14 protein-coding genes are annotated in these 22,194 nt (G+C 38.5%); 4 read left to right on the forward strand and 10 right to left on the reverse strand.

Features of this window, described 5'->3' with window-relative positions; genetic code table 11:
* Window positions 1–193: 193 nt before the first annotated feature.
* The 7 genes from ACEN25_RS11045 to ACEN25_RS11075 all read right to left on the reverse strand — a co-directional run bounded on the left by ACEN25_RS11045 (window position 194) and on the right by ACEN25_RS11075 (window position 12,766).
* Window positions 194–862, reverse strand: a complete 669-nt coding sequence (locus ACEN25_RS11045; protein WP_441802968.1) for an ABC transporter ATP-binding protein — start codon at window positions 860–862, stop codon at window positions 194–196.
* Window positions 863–943: 81 nt separating this feature from the next.
* Window positions 944–3,340, reverse strand: coding sequence for an ABC transporter permease (locus ACEN25_RS11050; RefSeq protein ID WP_441802969.1), 2,397 nt, complete (start codon window positions 3,338–3,340; stop codon window positions 944–946).
* 38 nt (window positions 3,341–3,378) lie between these two features.
* Window positions 3,379–5,778, reverse strand: coding sequence for an ABC transporter permease (locus ACEN25_RS11055; RefSeq protein ID WP_441802970.1), 2,400 nt, complete (start codon window positions 5,776–5,778; stop codon window positions 3,379–3,381).
* 41 nt (window positions 5,779–5,819) lie between these two features.
* A complete protein-coding gene (locus ACEN25_RS11060) occupies window positions 5,820–8,177 on the reverse strand; it encodes an ABC transporter permease (protein WP_441802971.1) in 2,358 nt (785 codons plus the stop codon).
* 72 nt (window positions 8,178–8,249) lie between these two features.
* A complete protein-coding gene (locus ACEN25_RS11065) occupies window positions 8,250–10,670 on the reverse strand; it encodes an ABC transporter permease (RefSeq protein WP_441802972.1) in 2,421 nt (806 codons plus the stop codon).
* A gap of 89 nt (window positions 10,671–10,759) precedes the next feature.
* The gene (locus ACEN25_RS11070; protein ID WP_441802973.1) at window positions 10,760–11,464 is read right to left on the reverse strand and encodes an ABC transporter ATP-binding protein; all 705 of its coding nucleotides are present in this window, start codon (window positions 11,462–11,464) and stop codon (window positions 10,760–10,762) included.
* Between the two features lie 48 nt (window positions 11,465–11,512).
* A complete protein-coding gene (locus tag ACEN25_RS11075; protein WP_441802974.1) occupies window positions 11,513–12,766 on the reverse strand; it encodes an efflux RND transporter periplasmic adaptor subunit in 1,254 nt (417 codons plus the stop codon).
* Window positions 12,767–12,970: 204 nt separating this feature from the next.
* Here ACEN25_RS11075 and ACEN25_RS11080 point away from each other — a divergent pair, with 204 nt between their 5' ends.
* Window positions 12,971–14,317 carry a sigma-54-dependent transcriptional regulator gene (locus tag ACEN25_RS11080; protein WP_441802975.1) on the forward strand — a complete coding sequence of 449 codons (1,347 nt, stop codon included), beginning with the start codon at window positions 12,971–12,973 and terminating at the stop codon, window positions 14,315–14,317.
* Entirely contained in the window at window positions 14,307–15,650 is a 1,344-nt protein-coding gene (locus tag ACEN25_RS11085) for a sensor histidine kinase (RefSeq protein WP_441802976.1), read from the forward strand. The genes ACEN25_RS11080 and ACEN25_RS11085 overlap by 11 nt, the downstream gene beginning before the upstream one ends.
* An 8-nt stretch (window positions 15,651–15,658) precedes the next feature.
* Here the strand turns inward: ACEN25_RS11085 and ACEN25_RS11090 are convergent, their stop codons facing one another.
* Window positions 15,659–16,000 (reverse strand): winged helix-turn-helix transcriptional regulator, encoded by a 342-nt coding sequence (locus ACEN25_RS11090; RefSeq protein WP_441802977.1) that lies wholly within the window; start codon window positions 15,998–16,000, stop codon window positions 15,659–15,661.
* A gap of 108 nt (window positions 16,001–16,108) precedes the next feature.
* On the opposite strand from ACEN25_RS11090, the gene ACEN25_RS11095 reads away from it, so the two are divergent.
* A complete protein-coding gene (locus tag ACEN25_RS11095; protein ID WP_028376748.1) occupies window positions 16,109–16,741 on the forward strand; it encodes a nitroreductase family protein in 633 nt (210 codons plus the stop codon).
* Between the two features lie 134 nt (window positions 16,742–16,875).
* On the opposite strand, the gene ACEN25_RS11100 is transcribed toward ACEN25_RS11095, so the two are convergent.
* Complete coding sequence (locus tag ACEN25_RS11100) at window positions 16,876–18,243, reverse strand: hypothetical protein (RefSeq protein WP_441802978.1); 1,368 nt, start codon at window positions 18,241–18,243, stop codon at window positions 16,876–16,878.
* A 17-nt stretch (window positions 18,244–18,260) separates the two neighbouring features.
* Window positions 18,261–20,669, reverse strand: coding sequence for a TonB-dependent receptor (locus ACEN25_RS11105; RefSeq protein ID WP_441802979.1), 2,409 nt, complete (start codon window positions 20,667–20,669; stop codon window positions 18,261–18,263).
* Between the two features lie 460 nt (window positions 20,670–21,129).
* Between ACEN25_RS11105 and ACEN25_RS11110 the strand changes: the two genes are divergently transcribed.
* On the forward strand, window positions 21,130–22,194 hold the full coding sequence (locus ACEN25_RS11110; RefSeq protein ID WP_441802980.1) for a glycoside hydrolase family 43 protein: 1,065 nt from the start codon (window positions 21,130–21,132) through the stop codon (window positions 22,192–22,194).

Here is a 22,194-nt window from a genome sequence, read left to right on the forward strand (position 1 = left end):
AAAGCTATAGCTTGAGCAGCACTTTTTTTAACAAAAAAGACCTAATACTTAATATAGAATTTACATAGTATCAATTACTGAAATAGCCTTTTAAATACGTTGCGCATTTAAAAGGCTCTTATACTATAAATGAAATCTGTTTTTTAACTTTTTCTCAATACAGCAACGAGTATGTAGACTTGTTAGATTTTTATTACGCATTTACTTTACTACCGTCAAGCAGATTAATTATACGATTGCCGTAAGCGGCATTTGCTTCAGAGTGCGTAGCCTGAATTATAGTAACTCCTTCCTCATTTAATTCTTTAAATAACTGCATGATCTCGTCCCCCTGCTTGGAGTTGAGGTTACCTGTAGGCTCATCTGCAAGTATTAGTTTTGGTTTAGCAACCAGTGCTCGCGCAATACCTACCAATTGTTGTTGACCACCACTTAACTGACTGGGAAATAAATCTTTCTTACCCACAATATTAAATCGGTCAAGCATATCTGCTACGAGTGCTTTACGCTCTGTACTCTTAATATTTTTATATAGAAGTGGCGTTTCAATATTCTCGTAAACCGTTAATTCATCGATAAGATGATATGCCTGAAACACAAAACCAATATATTCTTTGTACAGATTAGCCCGCTGTTTTTCTTTGAGAGTATGTACAGATTCGTTTAGAAAATTATATTCTCCTTCCTGAAATTCATCTAACATCCCAATAACATTAAGCAATGTAGATTTACCGGAACCCGAAGGTCCCATAATGCTCAAAAACGCGCCTTCTTCTACTTCAAGGCTTACATCGTTAAGCAGAAAGACGCGCCTTCCTCCTTGTTTTACCCATTTGTAAATATGATTGAGTTGTAAAAGCATGAATATTGGTTTTTAAATTAAATTAACTGGTTTTACCGAATAACTTTTCATTAGGTTTTAGAAAGATTCTTGATGCACAAATTATTCTGTTCTTAATGATTTTACGGGGTTTGCGAGTGCCGCTTTTATAGCCTGAAAACTCACAGTAAGTAACGTAATTGCCAGCGCTCCTGCACCCGCTGCAACAAATATCCATATCGAAATCTCGGTATGATAGGCAAATTTCTGAACCCATTGTCGCATTAAATAATAGGAAACGGGAGCTGCAATAAGAAGGGCTATCATTACCAATAACAAAAAGTCTTTAGACAACAGCAGCCAGAGATTGGCAACTGATGCGCCCAATACCTTACGCACTCCTATTTCCTTAGTACGTTGCTCTGCTACAAAAGAGGCTAATCCAAATAAACCGAGACAACTTATTATAATTGCAAGTGCTGTAAAAACTTTGGCCAGACTCGCAATACGATCTTCTTCTGCAAACTTTTTTGCATATACCTGATCAATAAAATCATAATGAAACAGGGCATTGGGGAAGTGTTCTTTAAAGACTTTTTCTACCGTTGCTAAATTTTCACGTATGCTGTTTTTGGGATTCAGGCGCAGATTCCAGTAACTGGCATTATTAGACCCATCAAACATATAAATCGCCTGTTTCACGGGTTCATAAGGCGATTGCACGACCATATCTTTCATAACACCTATAATTTGCAGGTTACGCATACCGCCTTCATTACTACCTTGTGTAAGGTATTTCCCCACAGGATCCTGAAGGCCCATATAAGCTACTGCAGACTCATTCAGAATTACCGCGGTAGAGTCTGTAGGAAACTCCCGTGAAAATCCGCGTCCAGAAGCCATTTTAATGTTTAGTGTCTCTACAAATTCATAGGATATCTGGGTAAACGCAAGGTCTTCCTGAAAACCTTCGGGCTTCCCTTCCCATCCATAGCCGCTTTGGTTAGACCATACCTCAGTGGTAGGGCTACTTGACGTGGCCATTTCTACCACAGCTCCAGATTCTTTAAACCGGTTGCGCATCATATCACTTTTGCCTAAATATTGATTGCTCATTACCGGGATTTGGATCAGACTTTCGGTGGTGTAGCCTATAGGTCTGTTTTTACTAAAATCAATCTGCGCCATTACAATGAGTGTCCCAATTATTAAAGCTGCCGAAACACTAAATTGGGTCACCACAAGTATTTTCCGCGGAAGCGTAGCCAGTTTACCCACTTTAAAGGTTCCTTTTAAAACTTTTATAGGCTTGAAGGATGACAAATACAAAGCAGGGTAACTTCCCGAAACTAATGCTGTCACGACTATAAATAGTATGACCACACCCCAAAATTTTAGATTGCTCCACGGAAATGCAATTGCTTTATCTGCAAGAGTGTTAAAGGGTTTTAGAAAAAGTAGTGTAATGCCCAGCGCCAGAATACAAGCCAGAATTACCACAAGAAATGATTCGCTTAAAAATTGCTTTACAAGTTGGTTTTTTGTAGAACCTATTGTTTTACGTATTCCTACCTCGATGGCACGTTTTTCACTTCGGGCAGTCGCCAGATTCATAAAATTTATGCACGCCAAAAGCAACACAAATAAACCAATTATTCCAAAAAGCCACACGTTTTCAATACGACCACCGGTTTGTACACCATCTTCAAAATTAGAATACAAGTGCCACTCCCTCATAGGAAATAAAAACAACTGCGGATTGAACGGAGCTACCCCTGTATCGCTCTCTTTTTTAACCGTAGCAATTGCAGCACTTGCACTTGCCAGATCTACATCATCTGCAAGCTCTACAAATAATTGAAACGAGTTGTTTCCCCATTGATCTACCGAAGATTTAATCCAATCTTTGTTTACATAAAGCGACCAGGGCATCAGATATTCCATATCACTAAACTCATTTCCTTCAGGAATATCTTCATAAATCGCACTCACAATCATGGTGTCAATATCATTTACCTGAATCATTTTACCCATTGCATTCTGGGAGCCAAACATCGTTTTAGCAGCAGTTTGTGAAAGCATTATTGCGTTAGACGATTTTAAGGCAGCGGTATCTCCCTGTAAAATTTTAAGGTTGATCATCTGGGTAAATTCGGGCTGTACCGAATAGCCCTCAAGTGAGATCGCAGTCTCTTCATAATTAAAATTTCTACTTTCTAACCACGATGCCATGCTTAGATGCTTAAACTTAGATTTAAAGTTTTCCCGAAGTGCGAATTCTAAAGGACGAGGTATTGCAGGACCGGTTTGAGTAGTTCCATTAAAAGTCTGTGACTGGTACACCTGAGCCAATCTTGATTTGTTTTCAAAATGATTGTTGTAATTGAGTTCATCTGCAACCCACAACCCTATCATAAGCGTCACCGCCATACCCAGAGCAAGGCCAAAAATATTTATTGCAGAATAACCTTTATGTTTTAAAAGGTTTCTAAAGGCAATTTTTATATAGTTCTTAAACATGATTGATTATTTGATTGATGATCGTAAATGTTTCTGCCCTACTCTGTTCTTAGACTTTTTATAGGATTAGCAACTGCCGCTTTTATCGCCTGAAAACTTACAGTTATAAGAGCCACACAAACAGCCGCCAACCCTGCAAGACCAAAAACCCACCAGTTTATAGGCGTTCGGTATGTAAAATCCTGAAGCCAATTCTGCATAATCAAATAGGCTAACGGTGAAGCCAGAACAAATGCAATTCCTACAAGTTTTAAAAAGTCTTTAGATAGTAAAGTCATGATTCCCGTAACACTTGCACCCAACACTTTGCGTACTCCAATCTCTTTATTACGCTGTTCTGCGGTAAATGCAGCAAGGCCAAAAAGTCCCAAACACGCAATAAATATGGCCAGTATCGAGAAAATAGTAACCGTACTTGCTGTCTTTTCTTCAGAAGCATAGAGTTGAGCTATATGCGTATCTACAAATTGATAATCAAAAGCGGTATTGGGAAGATTCTCATTAAACGTACTTTGTAAATCTGCAATTAAACCGGGAAGGTCTTGTGCAGTATAGCGCACTAAAAGAGTTCGTACACTTTCAGGAGCCTCGTTAGCTTTATAATAAATATACCCGCCTATATCTTCTTTTACAGAGTTAAAATTGAAGTTAGAAACCACTCCTGTAATAAGCGCTCTGTCACCCATTTCTGTATTTATGATTTTACCTATAGCTTCATCAGCGGTTTTGTAGTTTAAATAATTAAGTACTTTTTCATTGATCAAGGTATAGATTGTAGAATCTCCTGCGGCAATAGTTTCGGGAAGTTCGCTCCCGGCCAGTAAATTTAATTTCAGGGTTTTAATAATATTACCTTCGGTACGGCAACTGGCAATAGGCATTCCTGTTACATCGGTACTCAATTTACGTACAGAACGCCCACTTTCATTAACGCCGGGCATAGACTGTACAGAAGATAAACTTTCGGTGTAAGATTTGCGTTTTAGATCTTGCATTAAGTTTTGAATTTGCTGTCTGTTTTCTGCAGATTTTACCGAAATCGCTACTACGCCTTTAGGATCGTAGCCTAGATTTTTATTGCGTATAAATGCCATTTGCTGAAGGATTATCGTCACCGCAATTATTAAAATAATAGACGCTGCAAACTGAAAAACAACTAGTCCTTTCCGTACAAATTCTGAAGCTGAATTTTTCTTTTTTGATTTGCTTACTAATAAAAGCGGTGAGATCCCAGACATAGCTAGCGCAGGATAGCCACCGGCAATTAGTGTGACTAACAGCCATATAAAAAACAGCCCCGCTAGAATAGGGGTAGTTAGTAAATCTAAATAGCTGAGTTCATTGCCTGTAATACTGCTAAATAACGGTAGTGCCAAGAATGAAATACCATAACCCAGTATACTAGAAATAAGCACCAGAATACCGGTTTCTACATAAAAAAGAGATAGCATCTGACTTCTTCTTGCGCCTAACACTTTATTTACTCCAATGCTTTTTGCACGTTTACGGGAGTTTGCTGTTGCCAGATTCATATAGTTAATACACGCAATAAACAGTACAAGCAGTGATAAAAAAAGAAGACTTCTTATACTGCTAATATTCCCCATTTTTGCTGAATAACTGTCGCGTATCGCCGCAGAATACAGGTGTATTTTTGTTAGGGGCTGAAAAAGAAACTTCGTAAAATACCTTCCTTCCTGTTCTACATATTTAGTAATTAATCCACTTGCTTGCGTTTCAATTTGAGCAACGTTAGCATCTGGCTGAAGTTGTACATAGGTCTCATAACTGGCATTACTCCAGTACACATTAGTTCCCATCCAGGAGTCCATAATATTATAGACCATATCGCAGTCTATAACACTATTTTTAGGTAAATCTGCATACACCCCAGAAACCTGCAACGTGTCGCGGTTATTAACTGTTATTAGCTCACCTAATGCAGCTTTGCTTCCAAAGAAACGCTCTTTTGCTGACTTAGAAAGCACAATTGATTTGGGTTGTGCAAATGCATCATGAGCATTACCCGCTATAAATTGAAAATCAAACATGCTAAAAACCGTAGAATCGGCAAGGTATAACCCCGTCTCATTAAAGTTTTTATCTCCTATTTTTAGGGAAGCGGTAACCCCAAAATCATCCTTTATTAAGCGAGTCATTTTTTTAACCTGCGGAATATCATTAACGATAGCCGGCCCAACCGCATTGGGCAATTGTGCCCAGGTTTCAAAATCATATTCTTCAGAGGTTTCCATATTTACTCTGTAAATAGTTTCTGAATGCGTATACATTTTATCAAAACTGAGTTCCCTGCTGATGTAGGCAAACAGAATAATACAAACGCACAAGCCTATTGCCAATCCTGCAATATTTAAAACCGTAAACAGTCTGTTTGCTTTTATATTCCGCCAGGCGATCTTGATATAATTTTTAAACATGTGATTGCTTTTTTTGATTGATGATTTTCTTAGTTCTTGACCTATTCTGTTCTTAGCGATTTCACCGGGTTTGCCAATGCGGCTTTAATTGCCTGAAAGCTTACCGTTAATAATGCAATTCCTATCGCTGCTAATCCGGCAACAACAAATACCCATAAATTAATAGAGATACGATATGCAAAACCCTGCAGCCAGTTATGCATAATAAACCAGGCTAGCGGTACTGCGATTGCGATTGCAATTGCAACCAGAATAATAAAATCTTTAGACAACAGGCCCACAATTCCGCTAATGCTAGAGCCCAGTACTTTGCGCACGCCTATTTCTTTACGACGCTGCTCTGCGGTGTATGCCGATAGGCCAAAAAGACCCAGACATGAGATCAATATCGCCAGCAGTGCAAAAATCTGAGAAAGGTTTCCTACCAGTTGCTCACTTTTAAAGCGCGCATTAAAATCATCATCTACAAAACGGTACTCAAAAGGATACCCGGGATTGTAAGTTTTTAAAGTAGTTTCTACAGTGCTCAGTATCTCTGAAGCTGTATATTTTGGATTGGTTTTTAAGTACAGATATTGTGCTTCTGGCGGATAGTTGTAAAACATAACCGGGTCACTTTTACCATACATATCGCCATATAAATAATCTTTGGTGACACCTATTACCGTATAAATTTCACCATAGCGATCTATCGTTTTCCCAATTGCGCTGCCCGTTCCCATTAGTTTTGCAAACGACTCTGTAATTATGGTGTGCGTACTGTCGTGCGCCACAACACTGCTAAAACCACGTCCTTCAACCAGTTCAATTCCTGCTGTATTTAAATACCCATCGTTGATGTATCTATATGAAACCAGAACATTTTCGGTATCAGCACCGCCCTGCCATTTAAGGCCAGATCCGTTATTTCCGGCAGATAAAATATTAGTATTAGATAGGCCCGTACTGCTTATCATTCCTGATGCTTCTAAGCTTTCTTGCAGAGCGGCACTATTCTGTATCAATTTGCCATTTACGGGGATTTCTATGAGATTTTCTTTATTCAATCCTAAGTCGCGGTTCTTAACATGTTGCACTTGTTGATACACCACTATGGTACTTATGATAAAGAGTATAGAAACCACAAACTGGGTAATCACAAGGCCTTTACGTATAAAACCGGCTCCTTTAGCCTGTATGCGATTTCCTTTAAGAACGTCTATGGGTTTAAAGGAAGAGAGATAAAATGCAGGATATAAACCGGCAACGATTCCGCAGACAGCAGTTATCGCAAGAAGCGAAAAAATATGCGACGGAACGGTAATTCCTAATGTAAGTTGCTTGTCTATAAGCGCATTAAAGCCGGGGAGTATCAATACCAATACAATTACACTTAAGGCTGCCGCAAGAATTGCTGTTAGTAAAGCCTCGGTAATAAACTGAAAAATTAACTGCTGTTTTCCCGAACCCAAGGTTTTTCTTACGCCTACTTCATTGGCGCGTTTTTCACTGCGGGCGGTTGATAGATTCATAAAATTGATGCACGCAATAAGTAGAATTATTAGGGCTATAAAGCTGAATAACTGCACATATTCTATACGACCACCTACTACTTTTCCATTTTTAAAATCAGAACGTAAATGCCAGTTTGCTGCGCTCTGTAAAATTGCCTGCGTATCTTCATCGCCTGTTTTTGTTGGCAACACCCCTTTTACTTTGTCATTTACTACCGTATAATCTGAACCGGGAGCCAGTCTTACAAAGGTTTCTGTAAAATTGCTGCCGTATTCCTGCGTCCACGGTTTATCCTGAGTAAAGTTTTCAAACGGCGTTAACCAGTCAAAACTATAGGTCGTATTTTGAGGAAGATTTTCAATAACACCGGTGATTTTAAAATTATCCTGCTGATCTATACGGACTGTTTTGCCTAAAATATTATTGGGATTTTCAAAAAGGATTGCGGCTATTTTTTGAGTAATAATAATTCCTTCTTTTTCTTTAAAAGCAATGGCAGCATTACCTTCAATAAATTTTAAATTAAAAATATCAAACAGGTCTGCATCTGTAAATGCACCTGCACTAGTAACCGAAGAAGTTCCCACACTAAAAAGAAAGTCTGCTCCTCGTAGGCGTGCTGATTTTGTAATTTCAGGAATATCTGTTTTTAAAGCAGCAGCCAGTGGTCCTGGCGTAGCCTGAAAAAACGTGCGCCACTGTCCGTCATATTTTTGATTTGTAGGCACACTATATACTTCTTGCTTATCTGCAACAATTGCATCAAAACTTAGCTCATCTTCTACCCAAAGCAGAATTAAACTGGCGCAGGTAATGCCTATTGCAAGCCCAAAAATATTGAGCGCGCTGTACCCTTTCTTTTTCCAGAGGTTTCTAAAGGCAATTTTGATATAATTTTTAAGCATAGCTGATTGGTTTTTTGATTGATGATTTTAAATTTTTCCCTTTTTGAAAAAATGTCTTTAGTACAACAAGAGCTATTCGGTTCTTAATGATTTTATAGGATTTGCCAGCGCCGCTTTTAGAGCTTGAAAGCTCACTGTTAAAAGTGTAATTCCTAACGAAGCACCTCCTGCGATTGCAAACACCCACCACTCAATACTAATTCTATAAGGAAAACTTTGAAGCCAATTTTGCATGAGGTAGTACGATACCGGGGAAGCAATTAGAAATGCAACACCTACAAGTTTCAGAAAATCTTTAGTCAACAGTTGAATTACACTTTGCACGCTGGCACCTAAAACCTTACGAATACCTATTTCCTTTTTCTTCTGTTCTGCTACATAAGAAACCAGCCCAAAAAGACCCAGACAGCTTATAATAATTGCCAAAGCAGTGAATACGCTAGCTATTTTACCCAATCGTTTTTCTTCAGCATATAACTTTTCAACTTCCTTATCTACAAAACTGAACACAAAAGGGGTATCTGCATTTACGCTTTTCCAACTGCGCTCCAGATTTGTAAGTAAGGTTTGATAATCTTGAGTTTCGGCTTTTACTAAGACCCATCCCGGAGCAATCTCGTTGTAAAGTAAAATAGGTTTGACTTCTTCTTTTAGAGAAGCAAAATTATAATCTGTAGTTACCCCTACGATCTCAAATTCTTCATTCTCCCCGTTATACGAATTGATAAGCTTAGCGCCTATAGCTTTATCTAAAGGGATTTCAAAAGCATCTATTGTTGCCTTATTTACTAAAATTTGATACTCATCTGTAGCTCTCAAATTACGCCCTGCCACTATTAATGTATTTACAGTCTGTAAATAATCTGGTGTGATCCCATTGTACATTACTAAGGTTCTGTCTGCTAGATTTCCTCCGGGAAGCGTCATCCCCATATCTCCCATAATGCGCTGAGAAGGGTAATAATTTGATCCTGCGACACGTTTTACCCCGTTTACATTTTTAAATGCGTTCTCAAGTGCTACGTATTTTTCTGAAGCATCTTGTGTCCCCAGACGTATGGAGATCAGGTTTTCTTTATCAAAACCCATATTCATTTTCTGCGAAAATTGTACTTGCTGTGTAATGATGATTACTACAGAAATTAAACCGATAGAAACTACAAACTGAAACACAACCAGCGCTTTGCGCAGATAACCGCTTCCCAAATTCAGATTTACCGATGACTTTAAAACCTTTACCGGGTTTACTGCAGAAAGTATAAGTGCGGGATAGATACCGGCAAGAATACCGGTTAAAATCCCTAATACGAGAAGTGCTACAAGAACCTTCCAGTCTAAGAGATTTAAATAGGTAACATTCCCTTGTGTTAGCGTGTTTACAAAGGGTAGTGCGATTGCTGTAAGCGGTAAGCTCAATAGAGAGGCAAAGATAGAGAGCAAAACAGACTCCCCTAAAAATTGACGGATTAAGTCTCCTTTTTCAGCCCCTATGGTTTTGCGCACGCCTATTTCTTTTGCCCGTTTATTAGCGCGGGCTGTACTTAAGTTAATAAAATTAATACAGGCAACGAGTTGAATAAAAAGTGCCAGAACAAGCAATACTATAAGATAGCTGATGTCTGAAACAGACTCCAACTGATTTGTAATTCCTTTAGAATATAAATGGATATCGGCGATTTTTTGAAAGAATAGTTTCTTGGTAAAACCTACCTCAGCAAAATCTTTAGCACCATGTCTCTGTAAAAAATCAGGGATTTTTGCTTCTATTTGACTGGTGTTTGCACCTGGCTTTAACTTAAGGTAGCTATAGGTGAAGTTTTGAGTGGCAAAATTTTGAATCTCTAAAGTTCGTTTTCCAAAGCCTCCGGAATCCATCGTCAGGATGTAATTAGGATTCAGGTGCGATTTTCCGAAATCATCCTTAAAAACTCCTGTGATCGTAAGCGTCTGCTCTGTTTCTCCACTTCCTAAAATCAAGGTTTTGTTAAGTGCATATTTGTTTCCAAAGAGTTTTTGAGCTAGTGTTTCTGACAGCACAATAGAATTAGGTTGCGTAAGAGAACCCGCTGCTTTTCCTTCGATAAAAGGATAATTGAAGACTTTAAAAAATGTAGAATCGGCTAGATACCCCCCATTTTCATAGAAGGCTTCATTGGTTTCCAGATTTTTTAAAAGACCCGAGTCTTCCGGCCCAAAATAGACCACGCGACAGGCTTCGGTCACTTCCGGAAAATCTTCCTTCATCGTAAAAGCTATAGGAGGCGAAACCCCCGCAGAAAGCGCTCCATCATCATGTTCTGCAATGGAGGTATTTATACGGTAGATATTAGAAGAATCTGCAAATTGAGTATCGTAGCCAAACTGGGCGATAACGTAAATAAATATGCTTAGGCAACAAACAGTACCCACCGTTAAACCCAAAAGATTAATTAGGGTTTGAAGCTTGTTCTTCTGTAAGCTTCTCCAGGCAATGTTCATATAATTTTTAAGCATAATTGAAGAATAGTGAGATTGATTAGATCTCGGTTAACTGTTGTTTTGATTCCGGTTTCCCGGTTGATTGATGATGAATCCCCTAAGTTTTAAACTTCGAGCCTGGCACTTTTAAATTCTGCCAGTACATTTTCGGTCACTTTTTGACCGTCTAGCATTCTAATAATGCGGTGACTGTATTTGGCATCGTGCTCGCTGTGAGTAACCATTATAATTGTGGTTCCTGCTTCGTTGAGTTCGGTAAGCAAATCCATCACTTCATTACCGTTGCTGCTATCCAGATTTCCGGTAGGCTCATCTGCCAGAATTAATTTTGGGTTGTTTACCACGGCTCTGGCGACGGCTACCCGTTGCTGCTGCCCACCTGATAATTGCTGCGGAAAGTGTTTACGACGGTGCATAATTTGCATTTTCTCAAGCACTGCATCTACACGCTCTTTGCGTTCTGCTGCCTTTACACCCGTGTATATCAACGGAAGTTCTACGTTTTCAAAAACTGTCAATTCATCGATAAGATTAAAGCTCTGAAACACAAAACCAATGTTGTGCTTACGCAAATCTGCACGTTTGCGCTCATTAAAACCGGCAACTTCAATACCGTTGAATAAAAAACTACCGCCATCAGGATCATCTAGTAAACCCAGAATATTTAATAAGGTAGATTTACCGCAACCTGATGGCCCCATTACGGCTACAAACTCACCTTCCTGAACATGAAATGAAAGTTTATTAAGCGCAATCGTACGCACCTCTTCGGTAGCATAATATTTTTCTAAGTCTGTTATTTTTATCATTAGGATAGCATTTGAGTTAGTAATTCTAGAATTAATGTGATCATCTTTTTAATTTTTTAAAATAAGTTCCTGTACTTCACCATAATTATCATAACTGCTGGTGATTACTTTATCTCCCGGCTCTAAGCCGCTTAATACTTCGTAGTATTCTGTGTTCTGACTGCCCAGTGCGATGTTTACTTTATAGGCTGTATTACCATCGTCACTAACTTTAAAAATCCAGTTTCCGCCGGTCTGCTGAAAGAATCCTCCCTTCGGAATCAATAAGGCTTGTTTTTCCTGACTTAAAGCAACGCGTATTTGCAAGGTTTGACCGCGACGAATACCTTCAGGCACTTCTGCTTCAAACTCCATATCTACCTGAAACCTTCCGTTAGTTACCTGAGTGTACACCTTTTTTATAACCAGAGTGTAGTTTGCTCCATTAAAATCGAAACTTCCGGTTTGTCCCGTATAGATTCTGGAGATGTAATGCTCATCAATATCTACACGTACTTTAAAACCGCTCAGAACATCTATTTGTCCCAGACGTTCTCCTTTATTTTTTGACTGCCCTATTTCGGCATCTAGCGAAGTTAATTGCCCATCAACAGGAGCACGCACTACCAGGTCGGCTACTTTTCTACGCATCAATTCCAATGCATTTTCGGTACGTGCATAGCTACTCGCCACCTGACCTTTCTCCTGTTTTACCGCCATAGAATCTTGTTTAAGAATCTTCTTGCTTAACCGCATACGCTCTTTTTGATAGTTGTAATCGTTTTCAGCCTTAATAAGGTCCTGTCTTGCAATTACATCTTTAGCATAAAGCTTCTTGTTTAAGTCATAAACCCGCTTTGCTTCTATTAGTCCGTTCTCAACATCTGTGTATTGGTTTACTTTATTAATGGTGTTTTGACTCGCTTGATTTTGAGAAATCTGCATTTGTGTAAGCAGGTTATATACCTGCGTTTCTTGATTTACCAGGCTCAGCTCGAGGTCTGTATTAGACAAGCGTAGAATAGGATCTCCTTTTTTCATAATCGCACCATCTTCTACAAATTTTTCTTCTACACGCCCACCTTCTAATGCGTCGAGATATATCGTGGTAATAGGCATTACCACCCCGTTAACCGGTATGTTTTCCTGAAAAACACCTTGCGTTGCTGCTGCAATACTTAAGCGCTCTTTTTCTACATTAAGTTTTGCACCACCGGTTGAGGATATAATGACGAAAATGATGATTGCAGCGAGTAGAATACCACCGCCAATCAGTAGTATTTTTGAAGTAGTAAACCGTTTCTTTTGTAAAGGAATGTCCATAAATAATTGTATTACATCTACATCATTATCAATATTGTGCCAAAAACATAATAGATTGATATTTATAACTTTAAGTTTTAAACTTCATCTAGTAGTGTTCGTTTTTGATACACCTTATGTACGCTGCTGATACAGTTTTAAAACCTTAGAAAATAGTCTTTTAAACTGCTTTTACGCCCACGCTAAAATTGTAATATTGTAAACATGCAATTAAAAGACGCTAAAATACTGGTCCTTGACGATGACGAAGATGTGCTTACTGCACTGCGACTGTTGTTAAAACCTAAAGTCAAACTGGTCGTGGTTGAGAAAAATCCCAATGCATTGCAAAGCATTCTCGACACAGAGAATTTTGATGTAGTTATTCTGGATATGAATTATAATGGGCTCGTAAATACCGGTAACGAAGGTATTTTCTGGCTCAATAAAATAAAGCTCTGGAAACCTGCTACAGAGGTAATTTTAATAACCGCATACGGCGATATTGACCTTGCCATCCGTTCTCTAAAAGAAGGTGCTTCAGATTTTCTGGTAAAACCCTGGAAAAATGAAAAGTTGTTGGAGTCTGTTGCCGAAATTTTAAGCAAGAAGAAAACCGCAAAAACGATCAAGGTAAAAGTTGATTCTGAAACCAAAATAGTAGGCGATAGTGAGCCTATGCAAGAGGTTTTTATCAAGCTCAAAAAAGTAGCACCTACTGATGCTAATATTCTAATACTCGGGGAAAACGGCACCGGTAAAGACCTCATCGCGCGTTCTATACATGAAAATTCGCTACGCAAAAACAAACCTTTTGTAAAAGTTGACATCGGTTCATTAACATCTACTTTATTTGAAAGCGAACTTTTTGGCTACAAAAAAGGAGCGTTTACTGATGCCCGTGAAGATCGAAAAGGACGCTTTGAGGCAGCTGAGGGCGGCACGTTATTTCTTGATGAAATAGGCAATATTAGCTTAAGCCAGCAGGCGCGGTTGCTCACCGTTTTACAAAATAGACTCGTGACACCGTTGGGTTCTAACGAAGCCATACCGGTAGATATTCGGCTTATTTGTGCGACAAACCTAAGCCTCACCCAGCTCGCCGATGAAAGCAAATTTAGAAAAGACCTTATCTACCGAATAAATACGGTAGATCTTACGATACCACCACTTAGAGAACGTAGTGCAGATATTACATTACTGGCACATCACTTTGTAGAAGTATATGCCGAAAAATACCTAAAACAGCCTTTCAAATTAGCTCCTGATTTTCTTAGAAAGTTGAAAGAGCATTCTTTTCCGGGAAATGTGCGCGAACTTCAATATGCTTTAGAACGGGCAGTAATTATGGCAGAAGGCGATGTTTTGTATGCTGAAGATTTAGCATTCTCTCAACTCGAAAAACTACCGGAAACAGAACTAAAACTGAAAACCACCAATCTGGATGCGGTGGAGAAAAATACCATTCTAAAGGTTATCGAAAAAAATAAAGGGAACATCTCTAAGTCTGCAAAAGAATTAGGAATAACCCGCACAGCCTTATACCGCAGACTCAATAAATATGACTTATAAGGGCTATTTCATTCAGTTATTTTTGCGCGTTATGCTGTTGCTTGCGGCGCTAATTAGCATCGCCTATGGCGTTGTTAAAAGTAACACCTATACTCTTTGGGGCGGGGCACTCGTTTCAATCATTATAATTTATAATTTATACCGCTTTCTAATACGCCGCTTTGAAGAAATGGACGACTTTTTTGAGTCTGTTAAATACCGTGATTTCTCACGTTGGTTTTCAGAAAAACACGGTCCGCAAGATATTAGAACCCTTCATAAAGGCTTTAACAACGTCAACAAAACCATAAAAGCAATCAATAATGAGCGACAGGCTCAGTTTGTGTATTTGCAGAAAATCTTAGAAATGGTAGATGTGGGTATTGTAGCGTATAATCTAGATAGCGGCGAGGTGCTCTGGGCAAACGAATCGCTCATTACTACACTAGACCTACCCTCTTTTAAAAACATCAGCTTTGTCGAAAAAAGAAGACCGCAGCTGTATGAAGAACTTTTTGACACGTATCGTACCGGTGTAACTTCAGTAGATCTAAGTTTGAGAAATGAGAACCTCAAGGTATTAATTTCAGACACGGTTTTTCAGGTGGAAGAAGATGCTTTTAAACTTGTTGTACTTCAGAATATAGAAGATACGCTTAATCAAAACGAATCTGATTCCTGGAAGAAATTACTAAGTGTAATGACGCACGAGATTATGAATAGTATTGCGCCTATTTCTTCTCTGGCTGAAACCTTGCAACACCATATACAAGCCAGCCAGAAAAACCCAAAAAGCCATCCCCTCGATTTAGATGACCTCAACGCTGGGATAAGCAGTATTCAAAAACGTAGTGAAGGCTTAATGAAATTTGCCAAAACCTACCGCAGCCTAAGTAAGGTCACCCATCTTAATCTGGAAACCATAAAAGTCGCAGACTTGTTTAAAAACATAAGCGACCTTATGAAACCTACTTTAGCAGATAAGCAAATCCTGCTTCAGTTTAAAACTGAAAGTCCCGAAATGAGTCTGGAGATAGACAGCTACCTAATTGAACAGGTACTTATAAATCTTATTTTAAACGCAATAGATGCCTGTGTCTCTGTAGAACATGCACGTGTACTCATCACGGCTTCTCAAAATACACAAGGCCGTGTGCAACTACAAGTAATAGATAATGGGACTGGTATTCCTGAAGAAATTAAGGATAGTATTTTTATTCCGTTTTTTAGCACTAAAAAAACCGGAAGCGGTGTAGGTCTTAGTTTAAGCAAGCAAATTATGACACTGCACAAAGGTAAAATTCAGATTAAAAGTGAACCCGATACCGGTACCGAAATACGCTTACTTTTTTAGAAAAACCATTATATTTTTACCAGTTCTCTATGGGCTAATCCCCAGGCAGCAATAGTATCTGTAAGTTCTTTTAAAGAAGACCCGTAGGGCGTAATTTTATAATATACGCTTATGGGTTTAGTATCTTCAACCACGCGTTCTACAAGCTTATTCATTTCTAAATCTTTAAGCTCTCTGCTTAACATTTTTCCCGAGATTCCTTTTACCTCGCGTAGTAATTCAGAATACCGCATTCCCTGATAACAGAGACATGCTATTATTGATACTTTCCATTTTCCACTTAAAACATCCATAGTATCGTGTATAGCACGTATTTTCTGACTGCAGGTGATGTTGTCTTCTAAATTCATTTTGAATCTTTTTAATGGTTACTTAAATGTCACTATCACTTTAGTTCACAAAGTTACTTTATGTCACCAACCTTTACTAATTTTACCGGAAATTTAAAGAAAACAAACATGAGTTTATTAGAAGATCTACAATGGCGCTATGCTGCTAAGAAAATGAACGGTGAGCAGATACCGCAGGAGAAATTAGATTATATATTAGAAGCGGCGCGACTAGCACCGTCTTCATCGGGTTTACAGCCGTATAAAATATTTGTAATCTCAAACAGAGATTTGCTTGCTAAAATAAAAGAAGTTGCCTGGGGTCAAAGTCAGGTTATAGATTGTTCTCATTTACTAGTTTTTGCTGCCTGGGACGGGTATTCTAACGAGCGTGTGACTGAAGTATTTAACTATACGATGGATGAGCGCGGATTGCCGCATTCTACTATGGATGATTACAAGGCAACTATAATGGGTCTTTATGAGCCTTTAGGTAAAGAGTGGCAGGCAGACCACGCTTCTAAACAAAGTTATATTTCTTTTGCTATGGCTATCGCAGCAGCGGCAGAGCAAAAAGTAGATGCAACTCCTATTGAAGGATTTTTACCTCCTAAAGTAGATGAACTTTTAGGCCTTGAAAACAGCGGTTATAAGAGCACACTTCTTCTTACGCTAGGCTATCGCGATGCAGACAATGACTGGTTAGTTAATATGAAAAAAGTGCGTACACCTAAAGAAGATTTTATTACCGAAATAAAATAAAATTATTTCTGTTTAGAAACTATAAATGCCCGCTAAAGCGGGCATTTTTTTTAAGACGTACTAAACACAACATTCAGTAAAACCTAAAAAACCCGTGTTGATACGGGTTTTATTAGATGGCCTATTGCTTACAACTAGAATACACCTATAAAGTGACTTCCTGTTGTGTTTACCAATTCAGCTCCTTTTGTAACTGCGCCGGTTTCCGTATCTATAACATAAATGTTTCCATTTTTACCTACGGGAGCCTGTGTTACATAAATCTCATTGCCATCTACTACAAATCCTTGATATTGGAATAAGTAAAAGTCAGGATCATAAGGTATAGCATCAATCTTTTGTGCGGTTTTAGTTTCTAAATCTACTAATGCAAAAAACCCTTGAGCTCCTGCAACACCTTCTGCAGAACCTGCGTGACGGTAAGCAACAACAGCCTTTCCATTAGCTGCTGGTCTCCACGCAAGAATATAAGCATCATCAATGCCTAAAGCAGTGTCTAAATTAAATACATACGAATCATCATATGTATTGTCTGCATTTATTTTTAAGATATGCGAACCTTGAGGATCGCCTTGATTTGCCTGGTAAACACTTCCATTATAAAGAAAAGAGTTGATACTTCTGTATCCGTTTGTGTTACCTAATCCTACATTAGAAGTGATAACCGTAGGATTTAATAATGATGGGTAATCTAACACGATCGTTTTAGAACCTAAAATCTCATAGCCAGACTCACTTTCTACCGTATCAGGATTTACCTTACTCAAACGCGCTCCTATATACAATTTGTCTCCTGCAGCATTTAAAGTGGGCATATCTATTCTTGAAATATAATATCCATCTGCTTCTTCCTCGGCAGTTAACCGAAGGGTAGATTCTTCAAAATTCTTTATTAACGAATTTTCTAAATCTAAGGTTACAATACCCATTGTTGCTTCGGTACGCACATAAAAGTCATCTGTAACAATATCTGGCGTACCATTGTCGTCAATTATATTTTCAGTGTTTACATACACTGCAGCTCCGGTCTGGTCTCCATCAAAAAGCTTTATCCACCGTGGTGCAGATCCTACATAAGGTTCAATGCTTATATCAGAACCTACTTTTACAAAATCCTGACCACCGCCTACTGCAAATTTTGAATAGTTACCACCGGTATCGCCTGCATAACTAATATTAAAAATTGTGTTACCATCTTCAGAAGACTGTAAACGTGCCGTTCTATTAGAAGGTACTGTAAACCCATTGTTAAAAGCGTCTACAGAAAAGTTAGGATCTTTTGCCTCCTCACTGGTAATCGAGAAAATAGAAGTTCCTCCATTACCATCTCCCGGGTTTGTACCCATTCGTGCAGCTGCAATGGTAATAAATCGTGATTCTGCTACAGGATCTGTGCCGGGGTCTGTATTTTCATTTGTATCGTCTGTACTACAAGATGCCATTAAACTTGCTAGCAGTATTCCTGCTGCGACATATTTGATATTGAAAAAATTACGTTTCATAATAGTTACTTTAGTAATTAAAATTTATTGATTGTATAGTTTAGTTTTAAGTAGAAAGCTCTTCCGGGTTTTTGTACCGAAAGATTATCAAACACAGGCCTGTCAAAAATATTCTTGACATCAAAACTCATTACGAGGTTGTTTTTAGGAAAGCTGTAGCTCAACCCAAAATCCTGTTGTAATTGTTCAGGCACTTTAAAAAATTCGTCGCCTACGGTGTTTGACCCTTGTGGTACGAGATAGGAAAACTCATCTGTATAATACAGAGTGTAGAACAGATTTAGACGGGCATCTTTTTGTATGAAGTCTTTAAATGAATATCTAAGACTACCATTCATAGTGAGAAAAGGCGTGTTAGGTACATCTACCTGAGATCCGCGATTTTCTATTTTTAGATCAAATTTTGATACATTAAAATTGAATCCAAAATTTCTGTCATAGCTATAGTTTAATTGGGTATCAATCCCTTTTGAAGTCCCGCTTCCCTGATTAACATAAACGATTAGTTCGTCGTCTATGTTTGATGAATTTTCAATAGGAAGTCCTATTCGGTCTTTTATATTTCGGGTAAATATGTTAGTAGAAACCGTGAATTGATGTTTCTTGATATTAAACGAACCAAATCTAAAACCAAGATTGTAGTTATTACTTTGCTCAGGATTTATACTGGAGTTGGCAACCACATTATCACCATCATTCCCAAATATTTCGGTCTCATTAGGTAAGCGTATGGCTTTCTCTGCAGAAGTAAGCAAGGTAAGCTCAGGCAAAATCGCATAAGAAAGTGCAAACCCGTAACCTTCATAGGTTTTGTTACTACTTACCACCTCATCCACAACTTGACTATCACCATTTGCATCGGTGGTCAATGCAGGGTCAACACTCACCGATTTTTGCTGATAGTGCTTACCAAACAAACTGGCCTCTAGCTTATCATCAAAAGCATTAAATTCATAAGTAAACGAGTAAATATTTTTGTGTAAATCTCTAGTACCTATAAATGTATTTTCTAAAAGAGATACGAGCTCATCGCTATCTTCGCGATCAATCCCACTGTACACGTGATTAAGTAAAAACCGATGATTGTCGTTTACTGCGTAAGATAATCCCGTACGTATAGACGCTACATTTCGCTTAATCTTTGCAAGTGTAGGACCACCTTCTTGTTGAGAACCCCACAGATATTCAAATTCGTCACCTCTAAAGTCAATGGCACGCTCACCCGCCCAGCTATAAGCTGCAGCAACAGTATCGTTTACCTGACGGTTACGTTTACCGTAATATCCATTTAAATTAAGATCTAGACCTTCTATGAATAAATTTTGCTTTTGGTACGTAAGATTTGCAAGTGTCGCATCAGACTCTAGAAAACGACCTTTATACGGTCTTATCGTCATAAATGCACCGTGCTGTACTTCTTTGTAATCGTCAGAACCGGTAAAGCCTACAAAAAATTGATCTGCCCAATTTACATTGGTAAATCCTAATTGCACCATTCCACCAGTAGAGCGGTAGGCATCATTAAATCTACGAGCTGTAATGGGAGTTTGTACACCTCCTAATCCTGCAACTACAACACTTCTACCCGAAACTTTATAATCATTATCTGAATAATTATGAAATCCCGAAGCTTTAACGGTAAAGCCCGAATCTTCAAATCGGTATAAACCATTTACACTTGCCTGAAAGGTATTAAACGATCCATAAGAAGCGGAAGCATTCAAATGTGTGTTGGCAGTTTTATCTAAAACAATATTTATAGCTCCTCCTAAAGCATCATCGGCTAGATAACCGGGCACAACACCCTTGTACACTTCAATCTGCTCAATTAATGAAGGTGGAATACTATTTAGATTGAAAGATGAACCAAAAGTCGAAATAGGAATCCCATCTATAAAAATACGTACCGCGCTTCCTGAAAGTCCGTTTAAGGAATATTCAACATTAGAACCCAATCCCCCATTTTGACGAATCTTAACCCCAACGGTAGTATTGAGTAATTCGTTAGTTTGTATATTACGCTGGCTGGCTTCTTCGGTATTTACAATATTAACTGCAAAGCCTTTTTTCTCAATTTTTGTCTTTAAAGATTCACCTTGAATAGCAACTTCATCAAGCTCATAATCTTTATCATTCTTAAGCTGAATATCGAATCGCAGCGGAGCATTTTTTACAATTACCTGCTCAAAACCCATAAAATCACCTGATGTAATCTCTAAGGTGTAAGTACCCGCTGGTAGATTTTTTAACACATAAATTCCAGCTTCATTAGATACTACACGCTGACCATATTTAGTGTGATTTAATTGAATGCTAGTATTAGCAACCAGATATCCGTTTGCATCTTTAACCACACCACTAATGTCGTATTGTGCCGCTGCCAAAACCGGAAAAAGAAATAATAAAAAAATTAATTTTTGCTTCATCAACATTCAATTGAAATGCAAACTTATGTTTATTTAGATTAAGTACAAATAAAAATAAGGAATTAAATTAATCAGAGTCCCCAGTAATTACTGGAACTCCCGTAGCCATTAGGTTTGCGGCATTAATTGAAAAAAGAAAGTTTTTAAAATAAGATGAGGATGTATTAAGAGATTTAATACAAAGAAAACTAGTAAAAAAGTTTACACAGGGAGATATAAACAGCTACTCACCGAAGCTTAACAAGGCTGTTAATCTGTCTGATTTAACACTTAAAGCAAAGCATTTATTAACTTAACTACGTGAGGTAGTTTCACTAGCTTTTTATTTTATAAAGGTTGAGCACCTAAATATGGAAATATAAAAAGATCTACTTATAAATGTTTTGTATACATTTATAAGAATAAACTGAATTCAGATACTCTAATGAATACACATTCAACTACGTTTTGCAATTTTTTATTGCAACGAAACCTCCATATTCTTCTATTCTTGTTGCTCTCTTTAATAGCCTGTAAAACCAGTAAACAAACCTCGCGTTCAAATTCAGAAACAGAAATGAGCGCCTACCTGATGGCCTACTTTAAAGACGATGATCACAGTCTGCATCTGGCTTTAAGTACAGATGGCTATACGTTTACTGATGTAAATGCCGGTAAACCTGTAGTTTCGGGAGATACCATTGCAAGCCAAAAAGGAATACGCGATCCACACATCACCCGCGGTCCCGATGGTGCTTTTTACGTCGCGATGACCGACCTGCATATTTTCGCTAAAGAAAAAGGCTATCGAGATACGCAGTGGGAGCGACCTCAGGACGCATACGACTGGGGCAACAACCGCGGTTTTGTATTGATGAAATCCTATGATTTGATCAACTGGACGCACAGCAATTTTCTTTTTGATGAGCATTTTCCCGAACTAGAAAACATTGGTTGTGCCTGGGCTCCGCAGACCATATACGATCCCAAAGCTGAAAAAATGATGGTGTATTTCACCATGCGATTGGACCACGGTTTTACCAAAATGTATTACGCGTATACCAATAATGACTTTACGGAAATCATCACCAAGCCCGAATTGCTATTTACCTATCCCAATCCTGAAGTACAGGTTTTGGATGCAGACATCGCTCCACTGGAAGACGGTCGGTATGTGATGACCTACGTCGCTCAGGAAAATCCCGGCGGGATTAAGCTGGCATTTTCAGATCGCGCCAATGGCGGTTATACCTACGATGCAGAATGGATCGATCAGGAACCGGGTTCGTGCGAAGCCCCCAATATCTGGAAACGCATTGGCGAAGATAAATGGGTCTTGATGTATGATATTTTCAGCATCAATCCGCACAATTTTGGATTTCTCGAAACAACCGATTTTAAAACCTTTAAAAATCTGGGACATTTTAACGAAGGCGTGATGAAAACAACCAATTTCACTTCGCCTAAACACGGCGCCGTAATTACCCTAACCCAAAAGGAAGCCAGGGCACTGGCTGCTCACTACGCAATGGATTTAAAATTCTAA

The organism is Leeuwenhoekiella sp. W20_SRS_FM14, from assembly GCF_052119605.1.
Lineage (GTDB): Bacteria > Bacteroidota > Bacteroidia > Flavobacteriales > Flavobacteriaceae > Leeuwenhoekiella.